General features: G+C 60.9%; 18 protein-coding genes. 6 read left to right on the top strand and 12 right to left on the bottom strand.

Going from position 1 to position 16,579, the window contains the following annotated elements:
* Positions 1-148 precede the first annotated feature (148 nt).
* The 3 genes from QNO18_RS09775 to scpA form a co-directional block, all read right to left on the bottom strand.
* Complete coding sequence (locus QNO18_RS09775; RefSeq protein WP_283177512.1) at positions 149-283, bottom strand: hypothetical protein; 135 nt, start codon at positions 281-283, stop codon at positions 149-151.
* A 438-nt stretch (positions 284-721) separates the two neighbouring features.
* The gene (locus QNO18_RS09770; RefSeq protein ID WP_283177511.1) at positions 722-949 is read right to left on the bottom strand and encodes a hypothetical protein; all 228 of its coding nucleotides are present in this window, start codon (positions 947-949) and stop codon (positions 722-724) included.
* 203 nt (positions 950-1,152) lie between these two features.
* Positions 1,153-3,294, bottom strand: coding sequence for a methylmalonyl-CoA mutase (gene scpA / locus QNO18_RS09765; protein ID WP_283177510.1), 2,142 nt, complete (start codon positions 3,292-3,294; stop codon positions 1,153-1,155).
* Positions 3,295-3,386: 92 nt separating this feature from the next.
* Here scpA and QNO18_RS09760 point away from each other — a divergent pair, with 92 nt between their 5' ends.
* The gene (locus tag QNO18_RS09760) at positions 3,387-3,884 is read left to right on the top strand and encodes a DUF4174 domain-containing protein (protein WP_283177509.1); all 498 of its coding nucleotides are present in this window, start codon (positions 3,387-3,389) and stop codon (positions 3,882-3,884) included.
* Between the two features lie 7 nt (positions 3,885-3,891).
* Here the strand turns inward: QNO18_RS09760 and QNO18_RS09755 are convergent, their stop codons facing one another.
* The 8 genes from QNO18_RS09755 to QNO18_RS09720 all read right to left on the bottom strand — a co-directional run bounded on the left by QNO18_RS09755 (position 3,892) and on the right by QNO18_RS09720 (position 10,611).
* Positions 3,892-4,539 (bottom strand): restriction endonuclease, encoded by a 648-nt coding sequence (locus tag QNO18_RS09755; protein WP_283177508.1) that lies wholly within the window; start codon positions 4,537-4,539, stop codon positions 3,892-3,894.
* A 270-nt stretch (positions 4,540-4,809) separates the two neighbouring features.
* Positions 4,810-6,813, bottom strand: coding sequence for an acetyl/propionyl/methylcrotonyl-CoA carboxylase subunit alpha (locus tag QNO18_RS09750; protein ID WP_283177507.1), 2,004 nt, complete (start codon positions 6,811-6,813; stop codon positions 4,810-4,812).
* A gap of 129 nt (positions 6,814-6,942) precedes the next feature.
* Positions 6,943-7,197 (bottom strand): hypothetical protein, encoded by a 255-nt coding sequence (locus QNO18_RS09745; protein ID WP_092896514.1) that lies wholly within the window; start codon positions 7,195-7,197, stop codon positions 6,943-6,945.
* A gap of 181 nt (positions 7,198-7,378) precedes the next feature.
* A complete protein-coding gene (locus tag QNO18_RS09740; protein WP_198836207.1) occupies positions 7,379-7,777 on the bottom strand; it encodes a hypothetical protein in 399 nt (132 codons plus the stop codon).
* A 153-nt stretch (positions 7,778-7,930) separates the two neighbouring features.
* Entirely contained in the window at positions 7,931-8,059 is a 129-nt protein-coding gene (locus tag QNO18_RS09735) for a hypothetical protein (protein ID WP_255532374.1), read from the bottom strand.
* Between the two features lie 222 nt (positions 8,060-8,281).
* Positions 8,282-8,422, bottom strand: a complete 141-nt coding sequence (locus QNO18_RS09730; RefSeq protein WP_171909468.1) for a hypothetical protein — start codon at positions 8,420-8,422, stop codon at positions 8,282-8,284.
* Between the two features lie 211 nt (positions 8,423-8,633).
* Positions 8,634-9,053: a DUF6497 family protein gene (locus tag QNO18_RS09725; protein WP_283177506.1), complete on the bottom strand. Its 420-nt coding sequence runs from the start codon at positions 9,051-9,053 to the stop codon at positions 8,634-8,636.
* Positions 9,054-9,078: 25 nt separating this feature from the next.
* Positions 9,079-10,611, bottom strand: a complete 1,533-nt coding sequence (locus QNO18_RS09720) for an acyl-CoA carboxylase subunit beta (protein WP_283177505.1) — start codon at positions 10,609-10,611, stop codon at positions 9,079-9,081.
* Positions 10,612-11,126: 515 nt separating this feature from the next.
* Between QNO18_RS09720 and terL the strand changes: the two genes are divergently transcribed.
* From terL to QNO18_RS09695, 5 genes are all read left to right on the top strand, one after another.
* Entirely contained in the window at positions 11,127-11,744 is a 618-nt protein-coding gene (terL, locus tag QNO18_RS09715; protein ID WP_283177504.1) for a phage terminase large subunit, read from the top strand.
* Positions 11,741-11,881 (top strand): hypothetical protein, encoded by a 141-nt coding sequence (locus tag QNO18_RS09710; RefSeq protein ID WP_283177503.1) that lies wholly within the window; start codon positions 11,741-11,743, stop codon positions 11,879-11,881. The genes terL and QNO18_RS09710 overlap by 4 nt, the downstream gene beginning before the upstream one ends.
* A complete protein-coding gene (locus tag QNO18_RS09705; protein WP_283177502.1) occupies positions 11,878-13,272 on the top strand; it encodes a DUF935 family protein in 1,395 nt (464 codons plus the stop codon). Before QNO18_RS09710 ends, QNO18_RS09705 begins: the two co-directional genes overlap by 4 nt.
* Positions 13,273-13,376: 104 nt before the next feature.
* A complete protein-coding gene (locus QNO18_RS09700) occupies positions 13,377-14,852 on the top strand; it encodes a PBECR2 nuclease fold domain-containing protein (RefSeq protein ID WP_283177501.1) in 1,476 nt (491 codons plus the stop codon).
* A gap of 101 nt (positions 14,853-14,953) precedes the next feature.
* Positions 14,954-15,487, top strand: coding sequence for a phage virion morphogenesis protein (locus QNO18_RS09695; protein WP_283177500.1), 534 nt, complete (start codon positions 14,954-14,956; stop codon positions 15,485-15,487).
* A gap of 7 nt (positions 15,488-15,494) precedes the next feature.
* Here the strand turns inward: QNO18_RS09695 and QNO18_RS09690 are convergent, their stop codons facing one another.
* On the bottom strand, positions 15,495-16,412 hold the full coding sequence (locus QNO18_RS09690; RefSeq protein ID WP_283177499.1) for a DUF2971 domain-containing protein: 918 nt from the start codon (positions 16,410-16,412) through the stop codon (positions 15,495-15,497).
* Positions 16,413-16,579: the final 167 nt, after the last annotated feature.

Here is a 16,579-nt window from a genome sequence, read left to right as displayed (position 1 = left end):
GCGGTGTCCGACCAAAGGCCGGCAGAACCGGGGTACTCGCCGGCAGAACCGGGAAACCCGCCTGCGGCGCCGGGGCCAGTCTCACCTCTCCTCTCCCTTGTTCCGCCCCCGTTTCGTAAGCGTGCCGCGGCCGAGAGGAGGAGGCGGATCAAGTCTTTTTCTTCTTTGGCGCTGCCGCCGCAAACAGGGCGCCCTTTTCGAACAGCGGTGCCGCGACGGGCGCGACTTTGACCTGCTTGGGCTTTTTCGCTTCGCGGTTGCCGCGTTTGTTTTCCCTGGCCACGAGATTATCCTTTGATGATCCGGCCCTGGGGCACGGATATGGGGTTCAGTCCCTGCAAAGGCAAAAGCCGCAGGGTCGGATCAGAACCGGGAACCGGAAACACCCCAGATCTTTGAGGTGCCGACAATTTCAGGGTATCAAGGCAAACGAGGTCAGGCGGAGACTTCTCGACGCATGACCAACGGTCGTAAGAACAAGATGGGGCCGGACAGCGCAGAAGACAAGGCGTGGATTGCGCAATCCGGACATCCCTACGAAATACCGCCGATGCCGCCAGCCCGGTGGCACATCACATCGCCACCCCGCCCCTGCCAGAAGGGGGCACGACGGCAGTACAGAAAGATGCGCCCCCATACCCGAAGAAGTGTGCAGCGGGATCTGTTGCCGTAGCCGGGGTCCTGTGGCTGACGAACAGATCGTCGACAACGGATCCTCGCCTTAAAAGCCAACCACGTCCGAGGCGGCACCTGACCCAACCACGCGAAAACGCTCGCGATTGGCCCTCACCTCATCCCAGCCCCGGCTTTTCATCAGTGCCTCGACCATGTCCCGACCGAAACCGATAAAGCAGCCCGCGCCATTGCCCTCGCCCGGCCCCTTCGCCCCGGAAATCAACGCCATCACCTCCGGGTGGGTAAAGGAAAACTCTGCCAGGAGCTGCGGCATCAGGATGGTGCAATCCTCTGGCGCGATGACCCGCGAATTCCCTTTTTTATGGTCTTGGCCGAGCAATGACAGAGCCAACGCAGGATCAGTGAAAGGGCGATCAGCGCAGCAAACCGCGAACCGAACCTCATCAAATGAAAAAAGGGGGGCGGTATCGCCCCCTTTTCCCTGTAAAAATGCCGGTATCAGAAAAAATGCCGGTATCAGGCGCGTGTCGCCCGGATCAGGTCGAGGATCTCTTTCGCTGCATCGGGGATATTGGTGCCCGGCCCGAAAATCGCCTTCACCCCGGCCTTTTTCAGGTAGTCGTAATCCTGTTGCGGGATCACGCCACCACATATCACCATGATATCACCCGCACCGGCCTTATTCAGCGCCGCAATCAGCAGCGGCGCGAGTGTCTTATGCCCCGCCGCCTGGGATGAGATGCCGATAATGTGGACGTCATTGTCGATGGCATCCTGCGCCGCCTCTTCCGGGGTCTGGAACAAAGGCCCCACATCCACGTCAAATCCGATATCGGCAAAGGCGGTCGCGATCACTTTCGCGCCGCGATCATGCCCGTCCTGGCCCATTTTCACGACCAGCATCCGGGGCCGGCGGCCCTCTTCTTCCGCGAAAGCCTCGACGTCTTTCTGGATCGCCTCGAAACCCGCATCGCCCTCATAGGCGGCCCCGTATACCCCTGCCAAAGTCTTCACCTCCGCCCTGTGACGCCCGAATGTGCCTTCCATCGCGAGGCTGATCTCGCCAAGCGACGCCCGCATCCGCGCGCATTCGACGGCGGCTTCCAGCAGATTGCCGCCCTCGACGGTGCGTCGCCCCAGTTCCAGCAGCGCCGCATCACAGGCCACCTGGTCACGGGTCGCGCGGATCTGATCAAGCCGCGCGATCTGGGCGTCGCGCACCGCCATATTGTCGATCTCGAGGATGTCGATCGGGTCTTCTTTCGCCTTGCGGTATTTGTTGACGCCGACCACAACCTCTTCGCCGCGGTCGATCATGGCCTGACGCCGGGCCGCGGTTTCCTCGATCCTCAGCTTCGGCATGCCCGAGGCCACCGCCTTGGTCATGCCTCCCATCGCCTCGACCTCTTCGATCAGCTTCCAGGCTTCTTCCGCCAGCTGTGCGGTCAGGCTTTCGACATAGTAAGACCCGGCCAGCGGATCGACGACATGGGTGATGCCAGTCTCTTCCTGCAAGATCAGCTGGGTGTTCCTTGCGATCCGGGCCGAGAACTCGGTCGGCAGCGCAATCGCCTCGTCGAGCGCATTGGTGTGGAGTGACTGCGTGCCGCCCAAAGCCGCAGACATCGCCTCATAGGCGGTGCGGACCACGTTGTTATAGGGATCGGCCTCCTGCAGGCTGACGCCGGATGTCTGGCAATGAGTGCGCAGCATCAGCGAAGACAGCTTCTTCGGTTCAAACTCCTGCATGATGCGGGTCCAGAGCATCCGCGCCGCCCTGAGTTTCGCGATCTCCATGAAGAAATTCATGCCGATGGCGAAAAAGAAGGACAGCCTTCCGGCGAATTCATCAACCGGCATCCCCGCCGCCAGCGCCGCCCGGACATATTCGCGCCCGTCGGCCAGCGTATAGGCCAGCTCCTGGACGAGGTTCGCCCCCGCCTCCTGCATGTGATAGCCTGAGATCGAGATCGAATTGAATTTCGGCATCTCCTTCGAGGTATATTCGATGATATCCGCGATGATCCGCATGCTTGGCTCGGGCGGATAGATATAGGTGTTGCGGACCATGAACTCTTTCAGAATGTCGTTCTGAATGGTGCCCGACAGCAGGCTGCGCGCATGGCCCTGCTCTTCCCCCGCCACGATGAACGAGGCGAGGATCGGGATCACCGCACCATTCATCGTCATGGAAACCGAGACTTTGTCCAGGGGAATGCCGTCGAACAGGATCTTCATATCCTCGACAGAATCGATTGCCACACCGGCCTTGCCCACATCCCCCACCACACGCGGATGATCGCTGTCATAGCCCCGGTGCGTGGCCAGATCGAAGGCGACCGAAACCCCCTGCTGCCCCGCCGCAAGGTTCTTGCGGTAGAAAGCATTGCTCTCTTCGGCGGTCGAAAACCCGGCATATTGCCGGATCGTCCAGGGCCTGCCCGCATACATCGTCGCGCGCGGACCACGGGTGAAGGGCGCCACGCCCGGAAGCTCGCCCAGTTGCGGCAGCCCCTCCAGATCGGCCGCCGTATAGAGTGGCTTGACCTCGATCCCCTCCAGCGTCTGCCAGTTCAGGCTGGAGGCAGGTTTGCCCTTCAGCTCCTTCGAGGCCAAGGCCTCCCAGGAGGCCAGGTCAGGGGTGTTCTGATCGCTCATTCTCGTCACTCCGTTCGCCAGACTGACCCGATCTGTCGATCAGGCGCATCTCGCCGCTTGGGGTTTCGCCCGATCCACTCTATATCCGGAGCATGGATCATAAGCTCGACCGCCGTTCCCTCGTTCTCATGGCCGCGATTGCGGGCCTTGTTCCCTCCCTCCTGCAGGCGCAGGAGGCCCCGTCCGAAGAGCCGGTGGCGGAGATACCCGATCTGGGCGCCCCGTTCGGCCCGGTGCCTGCCTCAGGGATTTCCGAAGCAGACGAATTATTCCTGCGGCGCCCCGTGATCGTCTTTGCCGACAATCCGCATGACCCGAATTTCATCCGGCAGATGGAGATCCTGCCCGACCTTTACCCGCAGCTGGTGGCGCGCGATGTGGTGCTGATCACCGACACCGATCCCGCGACCCCGTCAGAGATCCGCCTCAAGCTGCGCCCGCGTGGCTTTTCGCTGGTGATGATGGACAAGGACTGGCGCTCGCCGGTCCGCCGCCCCTCGCCCCGCGCGCCACGCGAGATCATCAACACCATCGACAAAATGCCCATCGCCCGCACCGAGGCGCTGGAGAAAAACCCGGCGGGGCGGTAAATTCCGCTCATTCGAAGAAATCTTCTTCGATTTCGGAAACCTTGTAGGTTTCCCGAATGCGGCATCCTACCGAAAACCTTATGAGAAGCCGTGCGAGTTCTGCCCCATCAATCAAAACGATACGCTTGTTGAGCTTTTCGGCCGTCAGACGTGCGGAGTCGGAGAAGCGCGCTGTGGTCACAAAGATGCCCTTGGTCACATCCTTCAGCGCAAGCGCACCAAAGAAATCACGCAGGGCGCCCGAGCCGACAGCTATATCCTGGCGGTAGCGTTTGGCCTGAAAATAGACCTGATCGACGCCAAGCGTATCAAGGTTGACGACACCATCAACGCCGTCATCTCCGGCACCACCAAGAACATCGGCAGCATGGCGCCCCTCGCCATAGCCCATTTTTACCAGCAGCTCACGGATCGTGTGTTCAAAGAATGCGGGACTGGCGGTGACCAGCCGCTCCACAAGCTCCTGACCCAAGGCCTCATCCAGCTGACGATGTGCATTCCGGATCGCCTCATCAGGCGTCAATGCCGCTGCTGCCGTCTCCGCGACCGCATTTGCATCACTCTCATCGCCCGCCGCCCCCAGCGAAAAGACCCGGAATTGTGGTGAGACCTCTTGTAGCCATGCCCGGGTGATGCGCTCCGGGCCCGACTGCAAGGCCTCGCGACCGGCTGCGGTGATTTGCAGCACCGCCCGACGGGGCGCTCCAGCAACCCCGCCTGGCAAAGATAGGTTGCAGCCCAGGCAACGCGGTCAAAAAGCCGCGTCTTATTGCCTGAAGAAACCATCTCAGCGCGCTCATCCTCAGAGAGTCCAAGCCGGTCGGCGACAATCACCGTCAGGTCGCGTGTCAGGACAGGTCCACGATCCGCGACCTCCTGGAGAACCGGCCGCATGAATGTCTGAAATTCCGGGATCGCCATGGATCTATTCGAACTCCATGATCACATCATCCACACGGAGGCTCTCGCCGGGTTTCGCCTTGATCAGCTTCACCACGCCGCGTTTCTCGGCTTTGAGGATGTTCTCCATCTTCATCGCCTCGACGGTGGCGAGCGCCTGGCCTTCCTGGACCTCCTGGCCTTCCTCGACCTGGATCTTCACCACCAGCCCCGGCATCGGGCACAGAAGGAAGCGAGAGGTGTCGGGCGGCAGTTTCTCGGGCATCAGCTTCGCCAGCTCCGCCGCGCGGGGGCTGCGCACATGGGTTTTCAGATCGGCGCCACGGCTGCGCAGGCGAAAGCCCATCGGGATCTTTTCGACCTTCATCACCAGATCCGAACCATCGACCGCGATCCGCGCCAGCGGCTGGCCAGGCACCCAGTCTGAACTCACGCGCAGGCTGCTGCCATCCGCGAAGCCCACGGTCGACCCCTCGCGATCCGCCGCAATCGTCACCGCGAAATCATACCCGCCAAGGCTCACGACCCAGTCATCCCCCACCCGGCGCTGATGATTGTCCATCGTGCCGGAAATCTTCGTCCGCCGGATCTCGGCCACGCGGTTCATCGCCGCCGCCGCCGCCGCCATCCGCTTCAGCTCGCCCTCGGGCAGCGTCGCGCCCTGGAAGCCTTCGGGATATTCTTCGGCGATAAACGCCGTGGTGATGTCACCGGCGACGAATTTCGGGTGATCCATCACCGCCGCGACGAAAGGCAGGTTATGGCCGATCCCCTCGACCTCGAATGTATCCAGCGCCAGGCGCATCTCGCCAATCGCGGCCTCACGGGTCGGCGCCCAGGTGCAGAGCTTCGCGATCATCGGGTCGTAATACATCGAGATCTCGCCGCCCTCATAGACGCCGGTATCATTCCGAACGATGCCACCACGCGAGGTCTGACCTTCGACAGGCGGGCGGTAGCGGGTCAGACGGCCGATCGAGGGCAGGAAGTTGCGATAGGGGTCTTCGGCGTAAAGCCGGCTCTCCATCGCCCAGCCGTTGATCTTCAGATCGGACTGCGCGAAGGGCAGTTTCTCGCCCGCTGCTACACGGATCATCTGCTCGACAAGATCGATGCCGGTGATCAGTTCGGTGACGGGATGTTCCACCTGCAGCCGGGTATTCATCTCGAGGAAGTAGAAATTCCGCGCGCCGTCGACGATGAATTCCACCGTCCCCGCCGAGGTATACCCCACCGCTTTCGCAAGCGCACAGGCCTGTTCGCCCATCGCCTTGCGGGTCGCTTCGTCAAGGAAGGGCGACGGCGCCTCCTCGATGACTTTCTGGTTCCGACGCTGGATCGAACATTCACGCTCATGCAGATAGACGGTATTGCCGTGCTGATCAGCCAGCACCTGGATCTCGATATGGCGCGGCTGCGTCACGAATTTTTCAATGAAAATGCGGTCATCGCCGAAGCTGTTCGCCGCCTCGTTCTTTGACGATTCGAACCCTTCGCGCGCCTCATCGGCCGACCAGGCGATCCGCATCCCCTTGCCGCCACCACCCGCGCTTGCCTTGATCATCACCGGATAGCCGATCTGGTCCGAGATGCGCGCGGCCTCTTCCGCGTCAGCAATCAGCCCCATATAGCCCGGCACCGTCGAGACCCCGGCCTCCTGCGCCAGTTTCTTCGAGGTGATCTTATCGCCCATCTTCTCGATCGCCGGAGAGGGCGGCCCGATGAACACCACACCCATTTCCTCAAGGGCGGCGGCGAAATCCATCCGTTCGGACAGGAAGCCATAGCCCGGATGCACCGCCTCGGCGCCGGTCTGGCGGATGGCGTCAAGGATCTTCCCGATCACGATATAGGACTGGTTCGCCGGGGCCGGGCCGATATGCACGGCCTCATCCGCCATCTGCACATGCAGCGCGTTGCGGTCGGCATCGGAATAGACGGCAACCGTCTTAATGCCCATCTTCCGCGCGGTCTTGATGACACGGCAGGCGATCTCACCCCGGTTCGCGATCAGGATCTTCTTGAACATGGCTCTCCCTCAGTCCCGGCCCGCTTCAGCCGGGCCGAAATGCAAAAGGGTCTTCCGGCATAAGCTGCCGGAAGACCCCGTTTCAGATTGTCGAAAATAAGATCGGTCCCCGCGGCTGCGGGCGACGGATCAGTTACAGTTGTTGAGGCCGGGCACCATGCAGGAGCCGCCGCCGGCAACGGCGCCAATGAGGGCGCCCTGGGTTTTCGAACCACCGGTTGCGCTTGCAACCAGCGCGCCGGCTGCGGCGCCGCCAACGGTGCGCACAGCGGCGCTGTCCATCGGCGAAGAGCTGCCATAGCCGTTGTTATAGCCACCGCCATTATTGACGCAGCCAGCCAGCGGCAGGGCGAGAATCGGGAGGAGCAGGACAAGTTTACGCATGAGAGACTGCCTCGGTTTGTTATGGTTGAGGCCGATTCTAGCGCATTCTTTTGAGTTGCAAAAGATATGCCGGCAGTTCTCACGCAAATGCGACCGCCAAAACGGCTGAAACCCGCCAGGCCAGCGCATTTTGCCGTGGCCGCAAGGGTCATGTTGCGCGGAAAGACTGCCGGCAGGAGGATCATTCCCAATCCTCCCCGTCATCCTCGTCAAAGCTGACAGCCGGTGCATCCGGCGCAAAAACCGCCGGAAAGGCCGCCTCGGCGCGTTTGACGTCGATCTTCAGCAAGGCCTCATAGCTGGCCGGATTGAAGGGATCTTCTGCGGCCACGACCTCGCGGCCAAACAGCCAGGACAGTCGCCCGGCGTCAAGATTGCCGCGCTCAAACACCTCTTCGCCGAAACAGGCCCAGAGCGCTGCCATAAAGGCCTCGTCAGCCTTGCGGTCGACGAATTTGCGATCCCTGAACCGCTCGCGGCGGATGATCTTTGCCGGCCCATCCTTAAGATTGGCGCGACGGATGGTGAACTGGAAATCGGTTCCGGTAAGACGCCCCGGAAAGCCCCTGTGCTTTAACATGGCGCGGTTCCTTTCTTTGCGGAACCGGCTTTAGCAGGATGGGCAGGCGTGGCGCCAGCGGCGCCAGAAACATTCGGTATAAAACCCGGAATAAATCCGGTCAGGCAGGAAAGCCGGGCGGCCGATCCGTCAGGGATCAACCGCCCTGCGAAATCACTTGTACTTGCCGGTGTAGGTCGGCTCGACCGAAACGGGCTCAGCAACAACAACGGTCTCGGTTTTCTTGGCGCAAGCGGCCAGGGTCGAGAGAGCGATAAGGGCGACGATAGCAGTGGTCCGCATGACAACCTCCAGTGCGAATCAGGGTGATGTGCCGCACCATATGGTGTGCGCTCGCAGAAGGGAATCGGAGATTTCACAGAATTTGCAAAAGCCTGCGCAACGAATGCGGCAACAGCTCTGCCATGCTTTGAGACAGGCCCAAAACAGGCGGCGCCGGCCAGTGCCACGCGCCGCAGAAACGGCTCAGCCCGTCCGAATCTCCGTCCGGGCTGAGCGGTCGTCTTACTTGTATTTACCGGTATAGACCGGCTCGACCGAAACCGGCTGGTCGATATAGACGACTTCTTCTTCAACTTTCTTTGCGCAGGCAGCAATGGTGCCCACGAAAGCCAGTGCAACGACAATACGGATAGTGCTCGACATCTTCTGCTCCATTCATTCAGGGATCTTGAGGCCAGCACTATGCCGGCCCTGTCCCTTTGCGAGGTAAAGGCCGCTTGGGGTCGGCCTGGGGTGAAGATAGCGGAATCCGGGGCCGAAAAACACGCGCGCGTGAGTAAGTTGCTACCCTGTGACTCCAATACATCAGAAGGAGGTGTTTTGCCCCAGTTTTCAACCAGATGTAGTGCCATCTTCAGAACATCTCCCAGATGCAGGCAGCGTTTTCGAGGCGATATGCCTCGAAAAGCTGCACGGCTTCAGGATCAGTTGCACCGAAGGCAACCGGGCGATCGGCCAGCGTGATCACAATCTGGCGTGGCGCAGGCACCATGGCCGCAACCCGCTCACGCGCGAATGTGTCACAAAGGCTCTGCATATCTGCGCTGCGGTCCTCGCCCGGCTTCAGGCTCTTGTCGATGAAACGAAAGCGCGCGGTCGCGCCCTCAACTCCGGCTGTATCGCTCTGCACGTCGAGCCATTCGGCGGTTTTGCCCGAAGGCAGTGCGATTGCCCCCTCGCCCGTCGCGGCCGCCTCCCCATCGTCGCAGCGCCCCGCCGCAAGGCAAAGCGCCAGAGAACTGGCAATAAAAAGACGGCTGAACAGAGAAGACATATCCCGACCTCACCTCATGGGGTTTTCAGAGCGGGATATTGTCGTGCTTCTTCCACGGGTTCGAGAGCTTCTTGTTGCGAAGGCTCGCAAAAGCGCGCGCCAAACGGCGCCGGGTGGATCTGGGCTGGATCACCTCGTCGATAAAGCCTTTCTCAGCCGCGACGAAAGGATTGGCGAATCGATTCTCATAATCCCTCGTGCGCTCGGCGATCCTGTCCTTATCGCCCAGTTCCGAGCGGTACAGGATCTCGACCGCGCCCTTCGCCCCCATCACCGCAATCTCGGCGGTGGGCCAGGCATAGTTGAAGTCGCCGCGCAGATGTTTCGACGACATCACGTCATAGGCGCCGCCATAGGCTTTGCGGGTGATCACCGTCACCTTCGGAACCGTCGCCTCGCCGTAAGCAAACAGCAGTTTGGCGCCATGTTTGATCACACCGCCATATTCCTGGCTTGTGCCCGGCAGAAAGCCCGGCACATCAACCAGCGTCAGGATCGGGATCTCGAAGGCATCCGAAAAGCGCACGAACCGCGCCGCCTTGCGCGAGCTGTCGATATCCAGACAGCCCGCCAGCACCATCGGCTGGTTCGCGACCACGCCCACCGTCTGCCCCTCGATCCGGATGAAGCCGGTGATGATATTGCCGGCGTAATCCTTCTGGATCTCATAGAAATCGCCCTCATCGGCGATCTTATGGATCAGCTCCTTCATGTCGTAAGGCTGGTTCGGATTGTCCGGGATCAGCGTATCAAGGCTTTGCTCGATCCGGCCCGGCTCGTCAAAGAAGGGCCGCACCGGTGCCTTTTCGCGGTTGTTGAGCGGCAGAAAATCAAACAGTCTGCGGATCTCGGCCAGCGCCTCGACGTCGTTTTCAAACGCACCATCCGCCACCGAGGATTTCTTCGTATGGGTCGATGCCCCGCCAAGTTCCTCGGCCGTCACCACCTCATTGGTCACGGTTTTGACCACATCCGGGCCGGTGACAAACATGTAAGAGCTGTCTTTCACCATAAAGATAAAGTCGGTCATGGCGGGCGAATAGACCGCGCCTCCCGCGCAGGGCCCCATGATGAGCGAGATCTGCGGCACCACGCCGGAGGCCAGAACATTCCTCTGGAACACATCAGCATAGCCCGCGAGCGAGGCAACCCCTTCCTGGATCCGCGCCCCGCCGGAATCGTTGATCCCGATCACCGGCGCCCCATTCTGGATCGCCATATCCATGATCTTACAGATCTTCTGCGCGTGGGTCTCGGAAAGCGAGCCGCCGAAAACCGTGAAATCCTGACTGAAGACATAGACCATCCGCCCATTGATGGTGCCCCAGCCGGTGACAACCCCATCCCCCGGGGGCCGGTCCTGCTCCATCCCGAAATCGGTGCAGCGATGGGCCACGAACATGTCGAATTCTTCAAACGAGCCTTCATCAAGCAAAAGCCCGATCCGCTCGCGCGCCGTCAGCTTACCCTTGGCATGCTGCGCATCAATCCGCCGCTGCCCGCCCCCTGCCCGCGCCACTGCACGACGGTCTTCAAGCTCTTGCAGGATATCTTTCATGGCGCACCTCCCGGGGAATCGAGAGAACAATAATATTGCGCGACTGGAAAAGAAAACGAAACTTCGGAAATTTGCAAACTGTTGCCACCACAAGTTTCGCAAAATGCAAATAAGCAAATAAGCCCACCCACCAGGACCCCACCAGGCTAGGTCGTGTTCCGGTCTTTTGAAATACCAGCCAATTAAGGCCCATTTCCGGGGTTTCGGCGACCATAAACAAGGCGATTAACGACCATTTTTCGCCGAACCCAGCTTATATTGTTATATTTCAATGCACTAGAAGAGTTCACCCTTCGGCACTGCATCCGTGGCCGCCATGAGCCGCGCTCCTCAGGTCTCCGGCCGCATCGCTTGACGCTGAACTCCACCCTCGCCAACCTGACGCTCACTCGCTGAAGCTCAGGCCGGCTTTCCCAGGCACGACTGTTCCAGCCTCCAACATTCATCATTCACCCAAACCGATAAGCGCCCGCTTTTCGGACCAGAGAACTTCATCCTGAAGGGAGCTTACCGCCGTGCCGAAGTTCAATCCTTACCCTCGCCCTCTCTGGTCCGGCTTTGCCTCAGGTGTCCTCGAGCGTCTGAGTGATACCTGGCACATCTTTTCCTGGGAACGGCCGCGCAATGACGCATTTACTGCGCCGGTTAACCGGCTGACCGGCGTCATGGACTTGATTGAAGCATCGATCCGCAAACGTCTGCCGGACATCATCATCTCGGACACCATCGAGATGCAGCGGAAATACCGCTGCATGCTGTGGTTCGTCGAGACCGTCCAGTTCCAGGAATTTCTGCGTACCACGCTGATGTTGACGGCGGCAAAGCAGGGCGTCGGGATCTCGGCCGTGCCGATCATCCCGAATGCCGACAAGGATCTGCGCATCGAGCGCCTTCAGCCCCCCGTCACGGCAGGGCTGATCCGGTTCAACACCACACAGACCACGATGATCGAGCAGCTGCAGCAGTGGCCGAACGGCGCCCATGATGACGGCCCCGACGCCCTCGACATGCTCTGGCAGAACACCCTGCTTTACGCGGGCGGCGGTGGCGCTGGTGGCGCGGGCAACATGCAGACCGCCTCGGCGTCGGGCGCTGGCCAGCGGTCAGGTTTCAGGCTGGGGGGGCGCGGATGATCCTGTTTCAGATCTTTGGTTTTTCCCTGGTTGCCGGACTCGGTGCCCGCTTTGGCTGGAACGCGGCTGGTCAGATCATCGAAGTCCTTGAAGGGATTTGCAGGGCAATCGTCCAGCGCAGGGGAAATAAGAAATGAGCCGCCGCAAGAAGCCGAAACACGCCCCACGCGCACAGCCGGCCGCCTTCGCGGAATCGGCCCGCAAAAACCTGCCCTCGGACGCCCGCACCCTGATCGCCTCGGTGGCGAACGATATCACCATCCCGTTCTATTCCGGGGCGATGCAGCATGCCGACGACACCCTGATCCAACAAGGCGGCGGCAAGGGCCTCGCGATTTATCAGGAGATCAAGCGCGATCCGCATGCCGGCTCGATGCTGGAGAAGCGCAAAAGCGCCCTGGTGTCCCGGGATTGGGAGGCTGAGCCCGGCGGGGATCGCCCCATCGACAAGGAAGCGGCTGACCTGGTGGATCGCTGTTTCGAAGCGCTGCCCTTCGACAAGGTCTGCCGCGATCTACTCGACGCAACCCTGATGGGGTTTTCAGCGGCCGAGCTGGTCTGGGATCGCGTCGGCGCCGAGATCCGGCCTGTCAGGATTATCGCCCATGACCAGCGCCGCTTCGTCTTTGACCGGGACTGGCAGCTGCGCCTCCTGACGTGGAATAACATGACCGAGGGCGAGCTGTTGCCGGCGCGCAAGTTTATCGTTCACCGTGTCGGCGTGGTCGGGAACAACCCCTATGGCCTCGGTCTCGGCTCGTCTTTGTTCTGGGCAGTCCTGTTCAAGCGCGAAGGGATTACCTTCTGGCTGCACTTCCTCGAGAAGTTTTCGGCGCCGACCGTGGTGGGTAAAACCCCATATGGGATGCTCTCGGACGAACAGGCCCGGCTGATGAACACTCTGGTCAATGTCCGTACCAGTTCGGCGATCACCGTGCCAATCGGGACGGATATCGAGTTTCTGGAGGCATCGCGCAGCGGCACGGTCACCTATGAACAGTTCGTGGCCTATTGGGACAAGCAGATCTCGATTGCAGTCACCGGGGAGACCCTGACCAGCCAGGTCACCGAGGGCGGCGGCAACCGCGCGCTTGGCGAGGTCCATGCAGACCAGCTCGAGGTGCGCGCCGACAGTGATGGGGACGAGCTGGCCGACACGCTGCGGGGATCACTCTGCCGCTGGATTGTCGAATACAACCTGCCAGGGGCTGCGGTGCCCACGGTGCGCAGGCTGCGCCCCAAGAACGAAAAGGCCGCAGCAGAAACCCGGAAGTCGAAGGCCGAGGCCGCGAAGCTGACGGATGAGGCGATCAGCATCATTGTCAAACAGGCCGCGAAATTCGAGGATGATCAGGTCGCGCGGGAATACATCGTCAGCTTTGAGGTGACGGACGCGCTTTCGGACAAGGCGATTGATGCGCTGGTCGCGGCCCGCCACGCCTTCGCGGGAGAGGCCGAGGAACCCGACCCGTTCCAGACCGCCGATGTCGCCCAGTTCTCGGCCGTCCGGCTTAAAAAAAAACGGTAGCGCATCGTCACGTCTGCTTTTCTGAGCCTGACGGGCCGGTCGAGCGCGTCGTCACTGAGGCGCTGGAGACGGCCGAGCTTCATTTTCAGCGCCGGGTCGCGGCGGTGCGTCAGGTTCTCGATCAGGCCACCGGCTTCGGCGCGACAGAGGATGGCTGGGCGGCGGCACTCTCCGGCCTCCTCGAGCTCGCTGCGCGCTGGACACCGGCGCCGCTCGCCTCGATCCTGACAGATGCGATGGAACTGGCGGCATGGGAGGGCCGGGAACATGTCTTCCTCGATGATGATGAAGGTGCCGCCTTTGCCATCACCCCCGGCCGGCTCCCGTTCAAGGAACAGATCGACTTCCTGCGCCAGAAGCGGCCGCTCCCGACTAGGAGCTGGCTCGATGCGATGCACGGGATCCACGACCGCGCCTTCGTCGTGGCCGGCGTCACCGATACCGCGATGCTCGAGGAGTTTCAGACCGCGATCATCGACGCCGCCGAGAACGGCCGTTATGTCGAGGACTTCGCCAAGGACTTCGACCGCCTCGTCGAGAAATATGGCTGGTCCTATAAGGGCGAGCGGGAATGGCGGATCCGGACGATCTTCGAGACCAATATCCGCACCAGCTTCATGGCCGGCCGCCTGAAGCAGATGCGCGACCCGGATGTGGTGAAGCTCCGGCCATACTGGCAGTATTTGCACGGCGACAGCCGCACCCCGAAGGTTCCCCGCAAGCAGCACCTCGGCTGGCATGGCCTCGTTCTGATGTGGAACGACCCGTGGTGGGATACCCATTTCCCGCCGAATGACTGGCTCTGCAGCTGCGGTGTCCGGACCCTGTCGCGCCGGTCTCTTGAGCGGTTGGGCAAAACAGGGCCGGATGAAGCACCCCGGGATGCGCTGATCCCGCAGATCGACCGCGCCACCGGGCAGTTGGTCATGCAGCCGATGGGAATCGGAAAGGGCTGGGACTACATGCCCGGTGATCACTGGGAGCGCGGCCTCGTGCCTTCAGCCCTCCTGCAGGATCCGGATGCTGTCCCGACCGGCGATCCGCGCGGCCGGCATGTTGTCAGCATCGATCAGCCGGAGCCGATTGCGGATCTGCTGGCAAAGGCCCGGCCGTTTCAGGCCACGGTCATGCCGGAGGGTCTTGCGGCCGAGGATTACATCCGAGCGCTGCTGCAGCCGCTTGGCGGCGATGTCGGCCGCGCCGCGCTGTTCGAGGATAAGGCCGGCCATCGTTTCCCGATCTCGGGCGAGATGTTCTTCGGCAATGACGGTCGCTGGAAGGGCTATAAGCGCGGCCATGCCTCCTATGCCGCGCTTATAGCCGAGGCGCTGGCAGATCCTGACGAAATCTGGCTCGGGGTGCGGGAAGTGCCGCTCGATGCGCATCCTGGACAGTTTGATCAGGCACTGACCCGTCGCTACATCCGCGCCGATCCTGGCAATGGTCTGGTGGTGATGATGGAGCTGGGCCGGAAATTCTGGCGCGAGATCACCGGCTATGCGCCGCTGAACCGGTCAAAGCCGGATATGCGCCATCTCGACGCTCAGCGGATCGGCAAGCTGGTCTGGAAAAGAAAATAGCGGCCCGGGTGCTCGGGCCGCCGCGTCAGACCGGTTGTGAGGGCAGGCACCGCCTCACCGGGCTGACACCTGAAACTTAGCGCATTTGAGGAGAAAATCCAGTGGCAGGCATCACATTCCGAGCGGAGCTCGACGACGCGCAGGCACGGGCAAGGCTCGCGGAGCTGGCCTCGCGCATGGAGAACCTGGCAGGCTTCTACAAGAACGTCGGCGAATACATGACCGACGAGGCCATTCCCCGGAATTTCGCCAGCGAAACCGGCCCGGACGGGACACCCTGGGCCAGCCTGCGCCCGCTCACCCTGGAGCGCCGCAAGAAGGCCGGCATCACCGCCACCACGATCTTGCGCGCGACCAGCCGGATGGCGGCCGGCATCAACTATCAGGCCTCCGACACTCAGCTCCTGATCGGCTCGCCAGCTCCGCAGGCGGCGGTGATGCATTTTGGTGCACCTCAGGGTTCCTTTGGCGCGAAGATGGGGCGCACGAAGCCGTCGGCGAAGCGCGCCAAATCCCAAGACTTTTTCATGCATATGCCCTGGGGAGATATCCCGGCGCGTCCGTTTCTGGGGTTCTCTGCCGCCGACGAGGCCGAGGTGATCCGCATCGCAGAGGTCTGGCTAGAGACATTATGATACAGATCTATTTTCTGTAAGGAGTCGAACTTTTTCGGACGGTGCATTTCTTATATTCATGGTGGTCCAGAAACAAACGCAAACTCGCGGCGACCGCATCGTCATTTACCCCAGGGCTGATTGTGATGTGGGAGATGGGTAGCAAGGGTTCTGAGGCTTCCAGGGACGTATATGGCAACATGATCGGCCCACGTGGCCTGAACTCAACCAAGCTACGCTCTGGGTCCATGACAACGATACGCCACTCGCGTTCCTCCTGAAATCCTCGCACCTTGAACCTAGGTGTGAGCTTCTGGACTAGTTTTCGGAATTCTTCACTCAGCGTATCGTCCGATCTCTCCCCTATGAAGCTTTCCAAGTCACCAACGATGTCCGGAAGTTGTTTCTTCAGTTCTGACAGAATTCCTCGGGTTGGTTTGGATATGCCATATTGCACTTGATGCAGCTCGGCTCCTCTGGTGCCGAACACCCGCCGCAGGGCATCAATTTCGAATGAGATACTCACCCCTTCGCCTGGGGTGTAGCCTCGCCACTGACTTAGGAGGTCGTCCTCTTCGCAAAGACAGGTAACGTAGGCATTCGGATCTTTTATCTGCGGCACCTCAGCGATCAGTCTCTCCAGAAGAATTTTTCTTCGTTCGGTCGCGACGGGAAGCGAAGGATCGCGATCCGATTCATCGAGGAGATACCGCAAAACTTGTCTCGCTTGCCTCAAGCCATGCTTGAGCTCCGCTGGGTCATTCAGGAAACTTGCGTGGCTCAACCACAAACTTCTTCCCGTGATGATACCCTTGAGGCCTTGTAAGTTCGTATAATGAGTGAGGTGCGTGGCTTTTTTCGCCGAAGTGGCCGCAATAATCTTCATCGACATTCGAAACTGAAACTCCGGCAAGTGATTCTGGTTGAAGATGCGCAACTCTGACATTTGCGCGTCAGCGATAGAAGTGGTGGTCGGTGATACGTCCCCCGTCAGATTAGCTCATCCCCTGTCAGGCCCCTGTCAGGATCGCTCTACGGGCCAATTCGGATCAACCCTGGCGCCTTCAAACCCATTGACCGCCGCCCTGTCGTCAGAGCATGGTGCGGGCGGGG

Source organism: Gemmobacter sp. 24YEA27 (genome assembly GCF_030052995.1).
GTDB lineage: Bacteria > Pseudomonadota > Alphaproteobacteria > Rhodobacterales > Rhodobacteraceae > Pseudogemmobacter.
This window is presented reverse-complemented; position numbering and strand designations above follow the sequence as displayed.